The organism is Bacillus sp. N13C7 (genome assembly GCF_026790065.1).
In the GTDB taxonomy this organism is placed as follows: Bacteria; Bacillota; Bacilli; order Bacillales; family Bacillaceae; genus Bacillus.
Genome location: NZ_JALAMO010000004.1, coordinates 173,751 through 194,127 on the forward strand (window position 1 = coordinate 173,751; position 20,377 = coordinate 194,127).

The 20,377-nt window shown below is 45.4% G+C and carries 14 protein-coding genes and 1 pseudogene; 8 read left to right on the plus strand and 7 right to left on the minus strand.

Annotated elements, in window-relative coordinates; genetic code table 11:
* Positions 1–22: 22 nt before the first annotated feature.
* The gene (locus MOB98_RS04670; protein WP_268357975.1) at positions 23–703 is read right to left on the minus strand and encodes an amino acid ABC transporter permease; all 681 of its coding nucleotides are present in this window, start codon (positions 701–703) and stop codon (positions 23–25) included.
* Positions 704–712: 9 nt separating this feature from the next.
* Positions 713–1,576 carry a transporter substrate-binding domain-containing protein gene (locus MOB98_RS04675; protein WP_268357976.1) on the minus strand — a complete coding sequence of 288 codons (864 nt, stop codon included), beginning with the start codon at positions 1,574–1,576 and terminating at the stop codon, positions 713–715.
* Between the two features lie 400 nt (positions 1,577–1,976).
* On the opposite strand from MOB98_RS04675, the pseudogene MOB98_RS04680 reads away from it, so the two are divergent.
* The 6 genes and pseudogenes from MOB98_RS04680 to bglC all read left to right on the plus strand — a co-directional run bounded on the left by MOB98_RS04680 (position 1,977) and on the right by bglC (position 5,979).
* Positions 1,977–2,433: pseudogene (locus MOB98_RS04680) on the plus strand (RDD family protein).
* 82 nt (positions 2,434–2,515) lie between these two features.
* On the plus strand, positions 2,516–2,848 hold the full coding sequence (locus tag MOB98_RS04685; protein WP_268357977.1) for a YckD family protein: 333 nt from the start codon (positions 2,516–2,518) through the stop codon (positions 2,846–2,848).
* Between the two features lie 126 nt (positions 2,849–2,974).
* Positions 2,975–3,397 (plus strand): MarR family winged helix-turn-helix transcriptional regulator, encoded by a 423-nt coding sequence (locus MOB98_RS04690; protein ID WP_170939093.1) that lies wholly within the window; start codon positions 2,975–2,977, stop codon positions 3,395–3,397.
* On the plus strand, positions 3,385–3,726 hold the full coding sequence (locus MOB98_RS04695) for a DUF3147 family protein (protein WP_268357979.1): 342 nt from the start codon (positions 3,385–3,387) through the stop codon (positions 3,724–3,726). Before MOB98_RS04690 ends, MOB98_RS04695 begins: the two co-directional genes overlap by 13 nt.
* An 18-nt stretch (positions 3,727–3,744) precedes the next feature.
* Positions 3,745–4,473: an AAA family ATPase gene (locus MOB98_RS04700; protein ID WP_021481826.1), complete on the plus strand. Its 729-nt coding sequence runs from the start codon at positions 3,745–3,747 to the stop codon at positions 4,471–4,473.
* A 72-nt stretch (positions 4,474–4,545) separates the two neighbouring features.
* Positions 4,546–5,979: a 6-phospho-beta-glucosidase gene (bglC, locus tag MOB98_RS04705; RefSeq protein ID WP_268357980.1), complete on the plus strand. Its 1,434-nt coding sequence runs from the start codon at positions 4,546–4,548 to the stop codon at positions 5,977–5,979.
* A gap of 33 nt (positions 5,980–6,012) precedes the next feature.
* Here the strand turns inward: bglC and nin are convergent, their stop codons facing one another.
* The 5 genes from nin to hxlA all read right to left on the minus strand — a co-directional run bounded on the left by nin (position 6,013) and on the right by hxlA (position 10,094).
* Positions 6,013–6,414: a DNA-entry nuclease inhibitor gene (nin, locus tag MOB98_RS04710; RefSeq protein WP_268357981.1), complete on the minus strand. Its 402-nt coding sequence runs from the start codon at positions 6,412–6,414 to the stop codon at positions 6,013–6,015.
* 26 nt (positions 6,415–6,440) lie between these two features.
* On the minus strand, positions 6,441–6,890 hold the full coding sequence (nucA, locus tag MOB98_RS04715) for a DNA-entry nuclease (RefSeq protein WP_268357982.1): 450 nt from the start codon (positions 6,888–6,890) through the stop codon (positions 6,441–6,443).
* Between the two features lie 175 nt (positions 6,891–7,065).
* Positions 7,066–8,784 carry a methyl-accepting chemotaxis protein TlpC gene (tlpC, locus tag MOB98_RS04720; protein ID WP_268367189.1) on the minus strand — a complete coding sequence of 573 codons (1,719 nt, stop codon included), beginning with the start codon at positions 8,782–8,784 and terminating at the stop codon, positions 7,066–7,068.
* A gap of 115 nt (positions 8,785–8,899) precedes the next feature.
* Entirely contained in the window at positions 8,900–9,457 is a 558-nt protein-coding gene (gene hxlB / locus MOB98_RS04725; RefSeq protein ID WP_268357985.1) for a 6-phospho-3-hexuloisomerase, read from the minus strand.
* Positions 9,458–9,461: 4 nt separating this feature from the next.
* Positions 9,462–10,094: a 3-hexulose-6-phosphate synthase gene (gene hxlA / locus MOB98_RS04730; RefSeq protein ID WP_268357987.1), complete on the minus strand. Its 633-nt coding sequence runs from the start codon at positions 10,092–10,094 to the stop codon at positions 9,462–9,464.
* A 229-nt stretch (positions 10,095–10,323) separates the two neighbouring features.
* Here hxlA and hxlR point away from each other — a divergent pair, with 229 nt between their 5' ends.
* Both hxlR and srfAA read left to right on the plus strand, forming a co-directional pair.
* Positions 10,324–10,686, plus strand: a complete 363-nt coding sequence (gene hxlR / locus MOB98_RS04735; protein WP_003241118.1) for a transcriptional activator HxlR — start codon at positions 10,324–10,326, stop codon at positions 10,684–10,686.
* 577 nt (positions 10,687–11,263) lie between these two features.
* A partial coding sequence (gene srfAA, locus MOB98_RS04740) for a surfactin non-ribosomal peptide synthetase SrfAA (RefSeq protein WP_268367188.1) occupies positions 11,264–20,377 on the plus strand: 9,114 nt, incomplete at its 3' end.

A 20,377-nucleotide genomic window follows, 5' to 3' on the forward strand; every position in this document is an offset into this window, starting at 1 on the left:
GCTTTTTTAATGAAACGTTTGTTTAAACATAATGAGCGTATTTTTTCTCAAGGATATTCTGAAAAGCGGCCGCTGCTGAGCAGATGGCCCAATAAATGAGAGCGGTCAGAATATACATGGTCATGTAATCAAACTCTCTGCCTCCGATGATTTTCGCATGCTGGAGCAATTCCGGCACTGTGATCATCGCAGCGAGAGAGGACGCTTTGATTAAATCGAGCAATACATTGGCCAGCGGAGGTAGCGCAATACGGATCGACTGCGGCAAAATGATGCCCCTCATCGTCTGCCAATAGGAAAGGCCGAGAGAGGATGCAGCTTCCCACTGTCCTTTTTCAACAGATGAAATGGCTGAACGGTTAATTTCCGCAATGTAGGCAGCGCTGTTAAGGCTAAAACCGATTAAAGCGGCCGTGACGGCGGAAAATTCAATGCCGATGTAAGGGAATCCAAAATATAGGATAAATAAGATTACCAAAATCGGAACGCCCCGCATAAATGAGATATAGAGCTTCGCCGGCCATCTTAACAACGCAAGCTGAGACATTCTGGCGAGTGATATGAACAGGCCGATCACCGAACCCGCAAACATACTCACAAAAGAGATGAGCAGCGTATATCCAATGCCTTTTATAACATAAGGAAACGATTCAATGGCCAGCTTCGTGTTGAAAATATAGTCCCACTGAATACTATTGATCATGGCGTCCAATTACAAATCAACGTCTTGAACGTCGACATCCAGTTTCTTTGATACGTCTGCTTTATTGAAGAATTGCTTCGACAGCTTAGTCAAAGTGCCGTCCTTGCTCATTTCCTGCAATGTTTCGTTCATCTTTTTCTGAAGTGCCGCATTGCTTTTTTTCATGACAAGGGCCTGTTTGTTCGGCATGTACTTGATGTCAGGATGAATTGTAATGTTGAGATCCGGGAATGCCGCGAGCGCAAGTGTCTGCAGGTAATAGTCGTTTAAAATAACATCAGTGCGTCCGTTGGCGACATCTTTTAAATATTGCTCGTTGGTCGCATTATCATAAATCACTTCTTTGGCGCCATATTTTCTCGCGACATCCATGTAGACGGTCGTTGCCGCACCAGCCGCTTTCTTCCCTTTTAAATCCTTTAGCGTTTTAATCCCGGATAAATCGTCTTTACGCACGATTGCTGTACCGTATGAATATTTATATGGAGTGGAAAATGCGAACTTCTTCTCGCGGTCCTTTGTCACATCGATGTCATTTGCAGCTGCGTCAACCTGTCCGCTGTTCACCGCTGTCAGCATCCCGTCAATGCCCATCTCCTTGAACTCAACCTTCAGTCCCAGGCGTTTTGCCGCTTCACGAACAACTTCAACCTCGTAGCCCGTCAGCTTATCGGAACCCGAATCGGTATCGTGATAAGAAGTGGGATAGAGCGTACCTGATGTAGCGACTACGATTTTCCCTTTGTCCTTGATTTGCTCCCAGCCTGTATCCTTGGAATCGGCTTCATTTTTGCCGGAACAGGCTGCCAATATAAGAAAGAAAGCCATTGTGAAACTAAATATAACGGCTTTGGATTGCATGAATGATTTCACCTATAGTTCCCCCAATCTGTTAATCAACTAAAAAGATAGCATTGAACATAAGGGGTTGCAATATGTTGATCGCGTTTTCAAAAAGTTCGAATTGTGTATACAAAAGACGTGTGGCGGTTTAAAAGAGGCTATGAAGGGAAGAGGTGATAAAAGGAGTTGCCCAGGGATAGCATGTTGAAGTGAAGGGTGTATAAGACCCCGAAATTAGGCTGTTATATCACAATGGATCGGGCAACCGTCATTCATGTGATAGCAATACTGTATAAATGGGTGAAAAAAGCATGAACTCAATCTTCCGCATAAATTAAGTCTTGCTGAAGTCCATAAGGCATATGATATATTCGATAAGAAAGAAGCTGGAAACATCAAAGCTATATTGAAACCATAATGGGGGAGTCAAATGAATATTTACAAACCAGCCGGATTCTGGATCAGACTGGGAGCTGCATTGCTGGATTACATTATTGTCTCGGTGCCTCTTTTGCTGATCTATTGGCTAATTACAGGAAAAGATCCGAACGACAGCATGTTCATCAGTCTGATCGTGCTGCTGTACTCTATTTTGCTGCCGGTATTCTGGCGCGGCTACCTTATCGGAAAAAGAATCTGCGGAATCAGAATTGTAAAAAAAAGACGGATCACAAGTCAGCCTGTTAACAATGTTTTTACGGGTTATTGTAGCCGGCCTGGTTTACGGTATAACCTTCGGACTTGGCTTGATCGCCAGCCTGATTCTCATCGCCGTGCGAGAAGACAAACGGACCCTGCATGATTTAATCGCCGGAACGTATGTCACTTACGCGTCACCGGGTGAAGAAGAACTTGATAATGACGAACAGATCAGAAAGAGCGAATAATGGTTCGCTCTTTTTATTTTGTATGCATAAAAAATGCAAGGCAGCAAAACATATGAAAAATAGGATTGGAGGAATAAATTGGATGAGACGAATAAAAATCAATATCATCACAATGTTCATAGCCGCGGCTGTCATTTCGCTCACCGGCACAGCTGAAGCCGCTGAAAAACAGCAGCAGCCTCCCGCAAATGTTACACTGACAGATCAGCAAAAGAAAGAAATTGAACAGCTGGAAGCAGACATACTAAAAAAGCGCAAAGACGTGATCTCAAAGTATGTACAGTACGGTGTCCTGCCTAAAGAAAGAGGCGAACACATCAAAAATCACATGGACAAACACTTTGAAATGATGAAACAAAACGGCTTTGTTCCAAAGCCTCACCCTCATGCACATAAATTTGAAAAAAGGCATTAAAATGGTAAGCATCCAATGGGAATTGGGTGCTTTTTTATTGTTAAAAGTTACTGAATGAATTTTCCGAAAAATATATCGCTTTTGTTGATTATATCTTATAATAAGATATAAATGGGGTGTATAATGATGGAAATGGATTTAATCTCTAAACTTAATCAGCAGTGGACAGATATTTATTATTTATTACATTATCAACATAAAGATAATATTTCTCACCAGGCAATACGGATTATGCAGCATATTGAAAAGCAAGGTGAGGCGACAATAGGAGCTTTGGCTGAATACTTGTCTGTCTCTCACAATACAGCGTCAGAGCATACTAAACGTTTGATTCAAAAGGGATTTATAGCTAAACGGCGAAGTCAACAGGATGAACGAAAAGTTTTAGTTTTCTTAACACAAGAAGGAAGATCTGTTCTTGAACAGCATACACAGCTAGATAAAGAGAAATTAAAAGAAATAATTGAACGAATGAGCACATCAGAAAAGAAATTACTTGAACAGGCATTTGAACTTTTAAGTAGGGAAGCTAAACAATGGCAGTTTTAAGTAAAGTAATCATCTCTGCGTTGATTATCGGTTTTGTTACTGAAATATCAAAAAGACATCCGACCTATGGCGGCATCATTGCTGCTTTGCCCTTGGTCAGTTTATTAAGCCTTTTTTGGATGCAAGTACAAGGTGAAAAAACAGCTCAATTAAGTCAATTTGCATCTGGTGTGCTTACAGGAATCCCAGCTACAGTTTGTTTACTAGCTATTTTGGCTTTTTTGCTGAAAATTCATGTGCCGTTTTGGTTTGCATTATGTGTTGGAATACTAGGATGGGCTATGTTTTTATGGATGCAGAAGATCTTTCTCAATATATTATTTAACTGAGTATAGAAAGGAGATGCTATGTTTTTAAAAAAGGTTACTCTTCTTCGAGATAAGATTTTGGACTTTGACAGATTTCCTTTTACTATCCCGGCTATAAGTCAATTAAATGACATCTTATTTACTAGCCAAGTGACTTTTTTTGTGGGGGAAAATGGATCTGGAAAATCTACTTTGCTTGAAGCGATAGCAGATAAGTGTGAATTCAATACAGCGGGCGGAAGCCGAAATAATGTCTATGAATTACGGGAGTCAGATTCCCATTTAGGAGATTATATACGTTTATCTTGGCTTCCAAAGGTAACAAATGGCTTCTTCTTAAGGGCTGAATCGTTTTATCATCTTTCTCTTCATCTGGATGAGATGGAACTAGATGCTCCTCAGCCATACCGTTCCTATGGAGGGAGGCCGCTACACAATCAATCACATGGAGAGTCCTTTATGTCTCTATTCCGTCATCGTTTTAAAGAGAAAGCGATTTACCTTTTAGATGAGCCAGAAGCAGCACTTTCTCCAGCTAGACAATTAGCTTTTTTGAGAGTTATACATGATTTGGTGAAGGGCGGAAATGTACAGATGATCATAGCGACTCACTCCCCAATCCTACTGGGCTATCCCAATGCTAATATTTTAAGCTTTGATGGTGGAAGAATACATCATATTGAATATGAGAATACAGAGCATGTTCAATTAACACGATATTTTCTTGGACAAAGAGAAAAAATATTAGCTGAGCTGTTCCGCGACTAACATCGAGTTGATCTGAAACGCGTTTCATAACCTATGATAGGTTTATCAAATATTTCAGGAGTGATAAACATTATGATCCACCAGCATCCAGAATCTTTTCCGAAACATTTTTTGTGGGGCTCTGCTTCTGCAGCGTACCAGATTGAAGGCGCTTGGAATGAAGATGGCAAAGGCCCTTCTGTTTGGGATGTGTTTACGAAAATACCGGGCAAAACGTTTAAAGGAACCAATGGCGACATTGCGGTTGACCATTATCACCGATTTAAAGAAGATGTCGCTCTGATGGCTGAGATGGGGTTAAAAGCGTATCGATTTTCCGTCAGCTGGCCACGGGTTTTTCCAAAAGGAAAAGGAGAGATCAATGAAGCAGGTCTAGCGTTTTACGATAGACTGATTGATGAATTGCTTTCTCATCACATCGAGCCGGTTCTGACTTTATATCACTGGGATTTGCCTCAAGCGCTTATGGACGAATACGGCGGGTTTGAATCCAGAAACATCATAGAGGATTTTAATCACTACTGTATTACTCTTTATAAACGTTTTGGAGACAGGGTGAAATATTGGGTTACGTTAAACGAACAGAACTACAATTTTAATCACGGATTTATTACAGCCATGCATCCGCCTGGAGTGAAAGACAGAAAACGATTTTACGAAGCAAACCATATTGCGTTTCTGGCTAATGCAAAAGCCATCGAATCATTTAGAGAATATGTGCCTGAAGGCAAAATAGGTCCTAGCTTTGCTTATTCTCCGGCTTACCCTTTATCAAGCCATCCAGAGGATATACTGGCATTTGAAAACGCCGAAGAATTTACGAACAATTGGTGGCTTGACATGTATTGCTGGGGAACCTACCCGCAAATTCCATTCCGCTACTTGGAAAAACAGGGATGGGCGCCGACAATCGAAGCAGGAGATATGGAGCTGCTTGCCAAAGGTAAGCCTGATTTTGTAGGTGTGAATTATTATCAAACGATCACCTATGAACGAAATCCGCTTGACGGTGTGTCAGAAGGGAAAATGAATACGACAGGCCAAAAAGGAACCAATCAGGAGACGGGGATACCCGGAGTGTTCAAAACGAAAAAAAATCCGCATCTGACAACGAGCAACTGGGATTGGACAATTGACCCAATTGGGCTGCGTATCGGTCTTCGCCGAATTACAAGCCGCTATCAGCTTCCAGTGTTTATAACAGAGAACGGTTTGGGTGAATTTGATAAAGTTGAGGACGGCACTGTACAGGATGATTATCGAATTGATTATTTGCGTTCGCATCTTGAGCAATGCAGACAAGCCATCAGTGACGGTGTCGATTTAATCGGCTATTGCAGCTGGTCGTTTACTGATCTGTTAAGCTGGCTGAACGGCTACCAAAAAAGATACGGATTTGTATATGTCAATCGTGATGAAGAAAGCACATCCGATTTAAAACGCTTGAAGAAAAAAAGCTTTTATTGGTATCAAGATGTCATCAAGACAAACGGAGAAAGTTTATAAAGAGTCCCTGAGAGTTATTCTCTCAGGGCTTTTTCATTGCACAGAAACAGCATCAATAATATAAGTGTCGGCGTGCAAATCTGACATCTCAGCCGGCACAGTCCAGCATGTCAATTGATAGTTTCCTTTAGGAAGATCAAAGGACAGCCTTTTAGACATGATGCTTTCAATTTCAATTCCGTTTTCTGTGACATGAAAAGGAACAGTCACTTTTTTTTCGTAGGAGTTTACAGTATCTGAACTATTAAGGCGCAAAAGAATAAAGGCCTTTGTATTTCTCTGTGCTTCAAAGGAAATGGCTCCGTCTGCCGCAACATATCCCTTTTCAATCGCTTCGTCAGTCCAATCCATGACAGGAGGTGCAGAATCCTTTTGAAATACAGTAAATTGATGATATGAAATCGACAGTTCTTGCGGCTTCCATGACTTAATCAATGTGCTGTTCCTCCTCTTTTAACTGTTTACTGAATTGCGAATAAAACCTTTGTGCCGTCAGGATAATCGGTAAGCTGATGTCCGACCCAAGAGCCTGCACCGCGGTTATCAGCAGGAGAAATATATTCTACAGAAGCTCCCTCCCCGCCTTCTTTGCACATGGCCATTGGCCATTCATCTCTGTCATACCCCTTTTTGGGCGGTACGTCTTTTAAAGACTGTTCGCGGCGTTCCTCAGCTCCGTCTCTGTCGATGGTGCACACATCTGAGTGCCCCTCATTTATCGCATCCTTAATATGTTTGGCCGTTTCGGGATAACGGTCAGAAGGGAAGGCGATGGTTTCGTCATATCCTTTCGTTTGAGACGTTTTTTGATCAGCTGAGAAAAAGTCTCCCTTTATCAGGCCGACAGCTGCAGCTGCTATGACGGCGATGACGAGAAGTATCGTTTTTATGATGTCCATCGTGATGTTCACCTCCCGCTATTAGCAACTTTAAAACTGACCCAAGAGTAATCCAGAAAGCGTTTGGTGTAAAGATTAAAATTTTTTGTTTTACCCTCAGTTTATTGCAAAAATCGTGATGTTAGCAGGTCGAAATATTTACTTTCAGTAAAATGCCGCTGCAATTTACAATAATGATAGTCAGTCATCAGCCGTTTTCAGGTTGATCAATCATTTTAAATTGGCTTATGATACCGGTAAGCTCCTCAGCTAATTGAGATAGCGTTTCAGAAGCGGCAGTAATCTCTTCCATCGCAGCGAATTGCTCTTCTGTTAATGCTGCCGCCTGCCGGGTATTTTCAGTAGATTCCTTTATGTCAGCGGTATTGGCTGCAAAGGAATCGTTTATTTGATGGGCACTTGCTGAAATGTTTGATACAGATGCTGATAAATCCCTGATCTCAACGCTGATTTCATTTGTTGCGGCTGCAATTTCCTTAAATGCATCTCTCGTGCGGTGAATCATGGTGACACCTTCTGCAGCCTCAGATTTTACATGCTCAACAGATCTTGCAGATTGATTCATATCATTTTGTATCTCTGTAATTAAAGTTGAAATTTGGCCTGCAGACTGTTGTGACTCTTCCGCTAATTTACGTACTTCATCGGCAACAACAGCAAAGCCTTTGCCATGTTCACCTGCTCTTGCAGCTTCAATCGCTGCATTCAGGGCAAGCAGGTTTGTCTGATCGGCAATTTGGGTGATGACAGATAAAAATTGTTCAATTTGTTTAGAGCGGCCGTCCAGATGCTGTATAATTTCTCCGCTTTTCTGAATCGAATGGTGTATCGCATCCATTTGTGCCTGCACATTTGCAATTTCCTTTTGCCCAATGTCAGCTTTTGATTGCGCAAGCTGCCCTTTGTCAGCGATAGCAGCTGTGTTTGAAGAAATATCCCGTATGTCTGCTGAAGCTTGTTTCAGTGAGCTTTCACTGCTTTCAATTCTAGTCATCTGATGCTGGGCTCCATTTGCAATCTGCTGTACAGCTTCTGTGATCTTTTCTGAAGCTTGATTTGTTTCCTCTGCTCCTGCTGAGAGCTGCTGGGAGGCTGATGCAAGCTGAAGGGCTGATTGCTGTACCGTTTGGATGGTATTGTTCAGTTTCATTCTCATCTTATTGTAATAAACGCTGAGTTCTGATAATTCGTCACCGGATTTATCTGATACCTCTATTGTCATATCTCCGTTTCCGGCACTCTCAAAGGCATATTTTAAAGCGTTTAGCCGTTTATTGATTCTTCTGGTGAAAAGCAGAACAAGGATGACTGATACAATAACAACGATAGCAAGAACGATAGCAAATTGAATGAAGAGTGACTTGGTGAGCGATGCCAAAATGCTTTGATTGGCTCCGGTATACAGCATGCCGATGATGTTCCCGTTTTGATCTTTTAAAGGCATGTAAGCCGTCTGATAAGAGGAGCCTGCCACGTCTGCTTGTCCATAGAATCGTTTTCCCTCCTTTAAAACAGCGTCAGTAACTTCAGAAGAAGCCCGGGTGCCAACTGCCCTATCGCCGTTCTTCATGACATTGGTTGCAACACGGGTATCTCCTTGGAAAATGGTAACCGTATCACCTGTTTTTTCGCCAAGCAGATCAACAATATCTTCATCTCCATTGATTTGTGTCTGGCCTTTGAATAGTTTATTGTTTTTTACCTGCCATTCCCCAGAAACGACATCGTCAATATAAACGCTGCTTAAAGCGAGATCTCCTTTCGCTTTTTCCGTTGCCATTTGTTTCATGCTTTCAGTAATTTCTTTAAGCATCACAGTGCCGACTGCTATTGAAAACAAAAGAATAATTACGAAAACCAGGCAAAGAATTTTTGTTCCTAGCTTAAGCTTTAGTTGTTTTCTCAACTTAATTCCTCCTTCTTATGATTTGTAGGTCATATTACTTATCGGGTTTTTGGGCTTAAAGCTTTATTTTGGAGAAAATGAAAACCGGCCTGATCTCCAGGCCGGTTGTGTGACGTTATTCAAGATTTGCGTGATGAGTGAACATGGCTTCAGAATCGAGTCCTTGTTTCTCCATGAGTTTTAAAATCAGTGCATCATAGAACAGCAGCAAAGTTTGCTCAAATAATGAACCCATTGGCTGAATGGTTTTATAGCTTCCGTTCGACCGGTCTTTAGGGGTACCGGGCATTTTGACAATGAGATCCGCTTGTTTTCCGATGCTTGAATCCGGGTTGATTGTTAAAGCGGCAACAACCCCGTGTAAGCTTTTTGCTTTTGATGCTGTATGGATCAAGCTCTTTGTCTCGCCTGATCCTGAGCCGATAATGACGAGATCGCCTTCACGGAGCGGCGGAGTGAGAATCTCACCAGCTATATGAGCGTTGAAGCCCATGTGCCTCAATCTCATCGCGAAGGAGTTTGCCATCAATCCAGACCGGCCCGCGCCTGCAGTGAAAATTTGATTCGATGAAAGAATGTGATCGGCAAGCTGATCAGCTTCTTCATCAGGAATATCAGCCGCTGAACGGTGTAACTCATTGAGAATTTCCGTTACGTATTCAGTCGTTTTCATAACGTTATCCTTGGGTAATGAGCTGTTTCATTTTTGAAGCTGTTTCCGCTTTATCGGATGCGCTTGTAATTCCGCCCCCAACAATGACAAGGTCAGGCTTTTGTTTGATCACTTCTGGCAGTGTATCAAGTTTGATCCCGCCCGCAATTGCGGTTTTTGCGTTTTTTACGGTATTTTTGATTGTCGTTAATTCTTCGAAAGAGTTTTTGCCCTCTGCTTGAAGATCATAGCCAGTATGAACACAGATGTAGTCAACACCGAGTGCGTCAATTTCTTTCGCTCTTGATTCAATATCTTTCACGTTAATCATGTCCACTAAGATTTTCTTCTTTTGTTTTTTGGCTTCTTCTACTGCGCCTTTAATGGTTGCGTTGTCTGTAGCGCCTAAAACGGTGATGATGTCAGCCCCTGCTTCCGACGCTTTCATGATTTCATAGCCTCCGGCATCCATGATTTTCAAGTCTGCAAGAACCTTCAATTGCGGAAATGCTTCTTTTATTTCTTTAACGGCTCTTAGGCCTTCATTAATGACGACTGGTGTTCCAATCTCAACCACGTCGATGTATTGTTCTACTTCTTTGACGAGCTCGATGGCCTCCGGAATGTTGACGAGGTCTAATGCCAGCTGTAATTCCATTGTTGATCCACTCCCTTTTTCGAATTATTTTTCATTCTATAGGTTCCCTCTGTTGATGAGAAGTAGGCACTTTGAAGTCAACTAGTCACCTGGAGGATACTGTGAAAAGAGGCAATCAGATTTCTTTCGCTTGGTTTTAGGAGTGAGTATAATAAAAGGAGTCTGCAAAAAAGTAAGTAAGTGATGATACGTATCTAACATACAAAAAATATACTAAGGGGGATTACATTTGAGCCGGATGGACGACAAAAGGTTTAATTGTGAGAAGGAATTAACGCTTGCGGTGATTGGCGGTAAATGGAAAATGCTCATTTTGTGGCATTTAGGAAAAGAAGGCACAAAACGTTTTAATGAATTAAAAGCTTTAATTCCTGATATTACGCAGAAGATCCTTGTGAATCAGCTGAGAGAGCTTGAGCAGGATATGATTGTTCACAGGGAAGTGTATCCGGTTGTCCCGCCGAAGGTTGAATACTCCTTGACCCCGCAAGGTGAGAGCCTGATGCCTATTCTTGATGCCATGTATGAGTGGGGGAAAGGCTATATGGAACTGATTGATATCGATAAAAATGTCATAAAGGAATCGTTGTAAGGCGCTCTTGGCTAAGGGTGTCTTTTTTTTTGCTGTTTTTCGGTTTTTGCGCGGTAAACATATGTGATGTAAAGATTGTAAATAGCTTTCAACTATTCAAAGGGATGAAACGGAAAGAGTTATTTTAAAAATTTTTATTTTTCTGTAAATAATGTTTAGTGGAAATTGTTGCGGTATCCCGCAAAAATATCCCTGTAAATAAACTGGAATCTTTCGGTATGCCGCATGAAACTTTTCACCCATTTTTCGGTGATAAAAACATTTTTTTCATTTAAAGTGAACGGTAGTAAGGTAAAAAATATTGAAAACAATGAATAATTAGCCAAAATTGTATCGTGATTGGATGAGAGATCTTGCGGTCTTTATTTGCTTGTGTTAACCCCCGCAATGATGGTTGATGGCGTTCATTTTGACAGCGGCATTCCGTTTTTTTGTTTGGATGCATTGCTTTTTACGCATAGTACTTTGGGCTTTTTCGGCTGTTAGTTCATAAGGATTAAAAGCTTATATGGATAAGAAAGGGAAAATATGCTGCACTTGTTCACTGGTTATTGAAGATTAGGGGAGGTACGACAATATGGAAATAACTTTTTATCCTTTAACGGATGCACAAAAACGAATTTGGTATACAGAAAAATTTTATCCTGATACAAGTATTTCAAATCTTGCGGGGATTGGTAAGCTGGTTTCAACTGAAAAGGTTGACTGGAAGCTTGTGGAGCAAGCGATTCAAGCGTTTATCCGCAGAAATGACGCCATGCGTCTTCGTTTGCGTCTCAATGAAAACGGCGAGCCTGTTCAATACATTAGCGAGTATCGGCCTGTTGATATAAAACATACTGACACCACTGGAGATCCGAATGCGATAGCGTCTATTTCACAATGGGGCCGGGAGGAAACGAAAAAACCTTTGCCGCTGTACGATTGTGACTTGTTCCGTTTTTCCTTGTTCACCATAAAGGAAAATGAAGTGTGGTTTTACGCAAATGTTCACCACGTGATTTCTGATGGAATCTCCATGAATATTCTCGGAAATGCGATTATGCACATTTATTTAGAATTAGCCGGGGGCTCAGAGACCAAAGAAGGCATTTCGCATTCATTTATCGATCATGTTTTATCTGAACAGGACTATGCTCAATCGAAACGGTTTGAAAAGGACAAGGCGTTTTGGAACAAGCAATTCGAAACGGTGCCTGAACTTGTTTCCCTGAAACGGAATGTCTCTGCAGGAGGAAGTTTAGAGGCTGAACGGTTTTCTAAAGATGTGCCTGAAACGCTTCATCAGCAGCTTCTATCGTTTTGTGAGGAACATAAGGTCAGTGTCCTTTCAGTGTTTCAATCGGTGCTCGCCGCCTATTTATACAGAGTCAGCGGCCAGAATGACGTAGTGACGGGGACCTTTATGGGCAACCGGACAAATGCGAAAGAGAAGCTGATGCTTGGCATGTTTGTATCAACGGTTCCGCTGCGGACTAATATTGACGGCGGACAGGCGTTCTTGGATTTTGTCAAAGACCGGATGAAGGATCTCATGAAAACACTTCGTCACCAAAAGTACCCGTATAATCTCCTGATCAACGATTTACGTGAAACAAAGAGCTCTTTGACAAAGCTGTTTACGGTATCACTTGAATATCAGGTCATGCAGTGGCAGAAAGAAGAGAATCTTGCCTTTTTGACTGAACCGATTTTCAGCGGAAGCGGATTAAATGATGTATCGATCCATGTAAAGGATCGATGGGATACTGGGAAACTCACCATTGATTTTGATTACCGCACTGATTTATTTTCACGTGAAGAAATCAAAGTTGTTTGTGAACGCATGATTACGATGCTGGAACATGCATTATTGCATCCAGGTCATACCATTGATGAATTAACGCTGATTTCTGAAGCGGAGAAAGAGAAGCTGCTTGAGAGGGCCGGCGGTGAATCAGTCAGCTATCGTAAGGATATGACGATTCCGGAGCTGTTCCAAGAACAGGCTGAGCTGCTTTCTGATCATCCAGCGGTTGTATTTGAAGATCGCACATTGTCCTATCGAACGTTACATGAGCAATCTGCACGCATCGCCAATGTGCTGAAACAGAAAGGCGTTGGCCCTGACCGTCCTGTTGCGGTTCTGCTTGAACGCTCTGAACGGATGATTACGTCTATCATGGGGATTTTAAAAGCCGGCGGCGCCTATGTACCGATTGATCCCGCTTTTCCGGCGGAGCGCATTCAATATATTTTGGAGGACTGCGGAGCGGACTTCATCCTGACTGAATCGCAGATTGAAGCTCCTGCGGCCGATGCTGAATTGATTTATTTTGATCAGGCGATTGCGGAAGGTGCAGACGACATGCCGGAGGCTGATGTAAAGGCGCCAAATCTTGCCTATATTATTTACACATCGGGAACAACCGGACGACCGAAAGGCGTTATGATCGAGCATCGCCAGGTTCATCATTTGGTTGCGTCTTTGCAGCAGACGATTTACCAAAGCGCCAGCCAAACACTGCGAATGGCATTGCTTGCGCCGTTCCACTTCGATGCGTCAGTGAAGCAGATTTTCGCGTCGCTTCTTTTGGGACAAACTCTCTATATCGTACCGAAGGCAACAGTGACGAACGGATCTGCCCTTGCCGCGTATTACCGCAGGCACAGCATTGAGGCGACGGATGGAACACCGGCTCATTTGCAAATGCTGATAGCGGCGGGCGATTTTGAAGGCCTGAAACTGAAGCACATGCTGATCGGAGGAGAAGGCCTGTCGTCTGTTGTTGCGGACAAGCTGCTGAAGCTGTTTAAAGAAGCGGGCACCGCACCGCGTTTGACCAATGTGTACGGGCCTACGGAAACGTGTGTTGACGCATCTGTTCATCCGGTTATCTCGGAAAATGCTGTCCAATCAGCGTATGTGCCGATCGGGAAAGCGCTTGGAAATAACCGCTTATATATTCTGGATCAAAAAGGCCGTCTGCAGCCGGAAGGCGTGGCGGGCGAGCTTTATATCGCGGGTGCTGGTGTTGGCCGAGGCTATTTACATCTGCCTGAATTGACGGCTGAGAAGTTTTTACAAGATCCGTTTGTGCCAGGCGATCGCATGTACCGGACCGGAGACGTGGTGCGCTGGCTTCCAGATGGGACAATCGAATATTTAGGCAGAGAGGATGACCAGGTCAAAGTCCGCGGCTACCGGATTGAGCTCGGGGAAATTGAAGCCGTGATTCAGCAGGCGCCGGACGTTGCGAAAGCTGTTGTTTTGGCACGTCCTGATGAACAGGGAAATCTTGAGGTTTCCGCATATGTTGTGCAGAAGCCTGGAAGCGAATTTGCGCCGGCCAGTCTGCGGGCACATGCAGCCAGACAGCTTCCGGACTACATGGTACCGGCTTACTTTACGGAAATCACAGAAATTCCGCTTACACCAAGCGGCAAAGTCGACCGCCGAAAGCTGTTTGCACTTGAGGTGAAAGCGGTCAGCGGAACGGCCTATACAGCGCCGCGAAATGAGACAGAAAAAACAATCGCAGCCATTTGGCAGGACGTGCTCAACGTTGAAAAAGCGGGGATCTTTGACAATTTCTTTGAAACGGGCGGTCATTCATTGAAGGCTATGACGCTTTTAACACGGATTCATAAGGAAACAGGCGCTGAGATTCCGCTTCAATATTTATTTGAGCATCCGACAATTGCGGCTCTTGCAGAGGAAGCCGATCAGAGAGAAAGCGGGGCATTTGCGGCGATTGCACCTGCTGAACAACAGGAGCATTACCCGCTTTCATTGGCACAGCAGCGAACATATATTGTCAGTCAGTTCGAAGATGCGGGAGTCGGATACAACATGCCGGCGGCAGCGATTTTGGAGGGGCCTTTAGATGTTCAAAAGCTGGAGCGCGCATTTCAAGGGTTAATCCGCCGCCATGAGTCTCTGAGAACGTCATTTATCCTTGCAAACAGCGCGCCTAGACAGAACATTCATGACAGCGTCGATTTCAAAATCGAAATGATTGAAAGAGGCGGCCGCTCCGATGAGGAAGTGATGACATCATTTGTCAGGAGATTTGACTTGGCGAAGGCGCCGCTGTTCAGAATCGGTTTGCTGGAGCTTGAAGAGAACCGTCATATGCTGCTGTTTGACATGCACCATTTGATTTCTGACGGTGTGTCCATCGGCATTATGCTGGAGGAGTTAGCACGGCTATATAAAGGAGAACAGCTTCCTGAGCTTCGTCTTCAGTATAAGGATTATGCCGTGTGGCAAAGCAGACAGGCTGCTGAAGGCTATCAGAAGGACCGATCGTATTGGAAGGAAGCCTTTGCGGGCGAGCTTCCGGTGCTTCAGCTTCTGTCAGATTATCCGAGACCGCCTGTTCAAAGCTTTGAAGGGGATCGGGTGTCAATCAAGCTGGATGAAGGGGTAAAGGATCGCCTAAATCGTTTGGCTGAACAAAACGGCGCCACTTTGTATATGGTGATGCTGTCTGCGTACTATACGCTTTTGTCAAAGTATACAGGACAGGATGACATCATTGTCGGAACGCCGTCAGCGGGCAGAACCCACTCCGATACAGAGGGAATTGTGGGGATGTTCGTTAATACGCTCGCAATTCGCAGCGAAGTGAAGCAGGACGAGACGTTTACCCAATTGATCTCGCGTGTCCGCAAACAGGTGCTGGATGCCTTTTCTCATCAGGACTATCCGTTTGAGTGGCTTGTTGAAGATTTGAATATCCCTCGTGATGTAAGCAGACACCCTCTGTTTGACACGATGTTCAGTCTTCAAAACGCGACAGAGGGCATTCCGTCTGTGGGTGATCTGTCCTTGTCCGTTCATGAGACCAATTTCAAAATTGCCAAATTTGATTTGACGGTGCAAGCAAGAGAAACCGATGAAGGCATTGAGCTTGATTTGGACTATAGCACGAAGCTGTTTAAACAAAGCACGGCAGACAGGCTGCTTACGCATTTTGCCCGTTTGCTTGAAGATGCAGCGGCTGAGCCTGAGAAGCCGATTGCTGAGTATAAACTTCTTTCTGAAGAGGAGGCAGTTTCGCAAATTCAGCAGTTTAACCCGGAAAGAACAGCCTATCCGAAAGACAAAACAATCGTTCAGCTGTTTGAGGAGCAAGCGGCGAAAACGCCAGACCGCACTGCACTTCAATATGAAGGTGAATCACTCACTTATCGTGAGCTGAATGAACGGGCCAATCGTTTAGCGCGCAGCATTCTTTCTCTTGGAGCAGGCGAAGGCAGAACAGCGGCTGTCTTATGTGAGCGGTCAATGGATATGATTGTGTCGATCTTGGCAGTATTAAAATCAGGTTCGGCTTATGTTCCGATTGATCCGGAACATCCGATTCAGCGGATGCAGCATTTCTTCCGCGACAGTGGAGCAAAGGTGCTTCTCACTCAGAAGAAATTAAAGGCATTAGCAGAAAAAGCGGAATTTGATGGCATTATCGTGCTTGCAGACGAGGAGGAGAGCTATCATGCTGATGCTCAAAATCTCGCACTGCCTCTTGATTCTGCGGGAATGGCTAACCTGACGTATACTTCAGGAACGACAGGAACACCAAAGGGAAATATCGTGACACATGCCAATATTCTGCGCACGGTGAAAGAGGCGAATTATCTCAGGATTACAGAGCAAGATACGATTCTTGGACTTTCCAATTACGTGTTTGACGCGTTTATGTTTGATATGTTTGGGTCCTTGCTGAATGGTGCCAAGCTTGTGCTGATACCGAAAGAAACCGTTTTGGATATGGCTCGCCTGTCTCGCGTCATTGAGCGGGAGAATATCAGCATTCTCATGATTACAACCGCTTTGTTCCATCTGCTTGTGGACTTGAATCCGGCATGCCTGTCAACGCTTCGCAAAATTATGTTTGGCGGGGAGCGGGCTTCGGTCGAGCATGTCAGAAAAGCTTTGCAAGTTGTCGGAAAGGGCAAGCTTCTTCACATGTACGGGCCGTCTGAAAGTACGGTTTTCGCGACGTATCATCCGGTTGATGAATTGGAGGAGCACACGCTGTCTGTTCCAATTGGAAAACCGGTCAGCAATACAGAAGTATACATCTTGGACCGGGCGGGACACGTGCAGCCAGCAGGGATTGCCGGGGAGCTTTGCGTCAGCGGTGAAGGACTGGTAAAGGGCTATTACAACCGTCCAGAGCTGACTCATGAGAAATTCGTTCCGCATCCATTTATATCCGGCGAACGCATGTATAAAACAGGTGATCTTGCCAGATGGCTGCCGAATGGCGACATCGAATTTATCGGGCGGATCGACCACCAGGTGAAAATCCGCGGACAGCGCATTGAGCTAGGAGAAATCGAGCATCAGCTCCAAACCCACGATCGTGTTCAGGAGAGTGTTGTGCTTGCCGTTGATCAAGGAGCGGGTGACAAACTGCTTTGCGCGTACTATGTCGGAGAGGGAGAAATCTCATCTCAAGAGTTAAGAGAGCATGCTGCGAAGGATCTGCCGGGCTACATGGTTCCTGCGGTGTTTATCCAAATGGACGAGCTGCCGCTGACCGGGAACGGAAAAATCGACCGGAGAGCGCTGCCGATTCCTGATGCCAACATCTCAACGGGTGTTTCATATGTTACGCCTCGCAATGAAACAGAACAAAAAGTCGCAGATATTTGGGCGCAGGTGCTTCAGGCTGAGCAAGTCGGCGTTTATGACCACTTTTTTGACATTGGCGGACACTCATTAGCAGGCATGAAGATGCTTGCCTTGGTTCATAAGGAACTGGGCGTTGAGCTGTCACTCAAAGATCTCTTCCAGTCACCGACGGTTGAGGGATTGGCACAGGTGATCACATCTGCTGAAAAAGGGACAGTCATCAGCATCAGCCCGGCAAAGAAACAAGATACGTACCCTGTTTCTTCACCGCAAAAACGGATGTACGTGCTCCAGCAGCTTGAAGGAGCGCAAACAAGCTATAACATGCCGGCGGTTCTGCGCCTGACAGGCGAGCTTGATGTTGAAAGGCTCAACAGCGTTATGAAGCAGTTAATGCAGCGCCATGAAGCCTTTAGAACCACATTTGAAATAAAAGATGGAGAAACGGTGCAGCGGATCTGGGAAGAAGCTGAATATGAGATGGCATATTTCGAAGCCGCAGAAGAAGAGACAGAGCGGATCGTTTCTGAGTTTATCAAGCCTTTCCAAATCGATCGCCTCCCGCTCTTCAGAGTGGGTCTGATCAAGCATTCAGACACTGAGCATGTGCTGCTGTTCGATATGCACCATATTATTTCTGATGGTGCGTCTGTCGGCGTGCTGATTGAGGAGCTTTCAAAGCTGTACGACGGAGAAACCCTTGAGCCGCTCCGCATTCAATATAAGGATTATGCCGTGTGGCAGCAGCAGTTCATTCAGTCTGAGCTTTACAAGAAGCAAGAGGAGCATTGGCTGAAGGAGCTGGAAGGAGAGCTGCCGGTGCTGACGCTTCCGGCTGACTACAGCAGGCCTGCCGTTCAAACATTTGAGGGAGACCGCATTGCATTTTCATTAGAAGCAGGCAAAGCTGAAGCCCTGCGCAGGCTTGCAAAAGAAACGGATTCCACACTGTACATGGTGCTTCTCGCTTCATACAGTGCGTTTTTATCAAAACTGAGCGGGCAAGACGATATCATCGTCGGTTCACCTGTAGCCGGACGATCTCAAGCGGATGTCAGCCGTGTCATCGGAATGTTCGTCAATACGTTGGCGCTGCGCACGTATCCGAAGGGTGAAAAGACGTTTGCTGACTATCTTAGCGAAGTGAAAGAAACGGCACTCAGCGCTTTTGAGGCGCAGGATTACCCGCTTGAGGACCTGATCGGAAACGTACAGATTCAGCGTGACACGAGCAGAAACCCGTTATTTGATGCAGTATTCTCAATGCAAAATGCGAACATCAAGGATCTCACGATGAGAGGGATTCAGCTTGAGCCGCATCCGTTTGAACGGAAAACGGCCAAGTTTGACCTCACGCTGACAGCTGACGAAACCGACGGAGGGCTTACGTTCGTACTCGAATACAATACAGCGCTGTTTAAGCCTGAAACGATTGAACGATGGAAGCAATACTGGATGCAGCTTCTAGATGCTGTCACCGGCAACCCGAACCAGCCGCTTTCCAGCCTGTCACTCGTCACTGAAACAGAAAAACAAGCGCTTCTCGACGCATGGAAGGGCAAAACGCTGCCTGTGCCGACAGACAAAACGGTTCATCAGCTATTCGAAGAGACTGTCCAGCGCCACAAAGACCGTCCGGCTGTCACATACAACGGCCAATCTTGGACGTACGGCGAGCTGAATGCGAAGGCAAACCGTCTTGCGCGGATTCTGATCGACTGCGGCATCAGCCCGGATGACCGCGTTGGCGTTCTCACGAAGCCGTCACTTGAAATGTCCGCCGCGGTGCTCGGCGTCTTGAAAGCCGGAGCGGCGTTTGTGCCGATTGATCCTGACTATCCGGATCAACGGATTGACTATATTTTACAGGACAGCGGCGCGAAGCTTCTCTTGAAGCAGGAAGGCATTTCAGTGCCGGATAGCTTCTCAGGAGACGTCATTCTTCTCGACGGGGATCGCACGATTCTAAGCCTGCCGCTTGATGAAAACGATGAGGAAAATCCAGAGACGGCTGTAACTGCGGAGAACTTGGCGTACATGATTTATACGTCTGGAACAACCGGACAGCCGAAGGGTGTCATGGTTGAGCACCATGCGCTTGTAAACCTGTGCTTCTGGCATCATGACGCGTTTAATATGACAGCGGAGGACCGCAGTGCGAAGTATGCGGGCTTTGGATTCGACGCCTCCATTTGGGAGATGTTCCCGACCTGGACCATCGGCGCCGAGCTTCACGTCATTGATGAAGCGATCCGCCTCGATATCGTCCGCCTGAACGACTATTTCGAAACAAACGGCGTGACGATCACGTTCCTGCCGACGCAGCTGGCAGAACAGTTCATGGAGCTTGAGAACACATCACTCCGTGTTCTCTTGACAGGCGGAGACAAGCTGAAGCGCGCCGTGAAAAAGCCGTACAAACTCATCAACAACTACGGGCCGACAGAAAACACGGTCGTTGCCACAAGCACAGAAATCAATCCGGAGGAAGGCTCGCTTTCCATTGGGCAGGCGATCGCCAATACGAGAGTGTACATTCTCGGCGAGGGCCAGCAGGTTCAGCCGGAAGGTGTAGCCGGAGAGCTTTGCGTGGCGGGGCGCGGATTGGCGCGCGGCTATCTGAACCAGGAAGACGAAACCGCGAAGCGGTTTGTCGCTGATCCGTTTGTGCCGGGTGAACGCATGTACCGCACCGGCGATTTGGTGAAATGGGTGAACGGCGGCATCGAATACATCGGCCGAATCGACCAGCAGGTCAAAGTCCGCGGCTACCGGATCGAGCTGTCAGAAATCGAAGTCCAGCTCGCCCAGCTTTCTGAGGTGCAGGATGCGGCGGTGACAGCCGTCAAGGATAAAGGCGGCAATACAGCGATCGCGGCGTATGTCACACCGGAAACAGCTGACATAGAAGCGCTGAAATCTGCACTGAAGGAAACCCTGCCGGACTACATGATCCCGGCCTTCTGGATGACGCTGAGCGAGCTTCCGGTTACCGCAAACGGCAAAGTAGACCGCAAAGCCCTGCCTGAGCCGGACATCGAATCAGGAAGCGGAGAATACAAAGCG

Coding starts and splice junctions, on each gene's coding strand:
- MOB98_RS04670 (WP_268357975.1), bottom strand. CDS start 703: ATGATCAATAGTATTCAGTGGGACTATATTTTCAACACGAAGCTGGCC.
- MOB98_RS04685 (WP_268357977.1), top strand. CDS start 2,516: ATGAGACGAATAAAAATCAATATCATCACAATGTTCATAGCCGCGGCT.
- MOB98_RS04690 (WP_170939093.1), top strand. CDS start 2,975: ATGGAAATGGATTTAATCTCTAAACTTAATCAGCAGTGGACAGATATT.
- MOB98_RS04695 (WP_268357979.1), top strand. CDS start 3,385: ATGGCAGTTTTAAGTAAAGTAATCATCTCTGCGTTGATTATCGGTTTT.
- MOB98_RS04700 (WP_021481826.1), top strand. CDS start 3,745: ATGTTTTTAAAAAAGGTTACTCTTCTTCGAGATAAGATTTTGGACTTT.
- bglC (WP_268357980.1), top strand. CDS start 4,546: ATGATCCACCAGCATCCAGAATCTTTTCCGAAACATTTTTTGTGGGGC.
- hxlB (WP_268357985.1), bottom strand. CDS start 9,457: ATGAAAACGACTGAATACGTAACGGAAATTCTCAATGAGTTACACCGT.
- hxlA (WP_268357987.1), bottom strand. CDS start 10,094: ATGGAATTACAGCTGGCATTAGACCTCGTCAACATTCCGGAGGCCATC.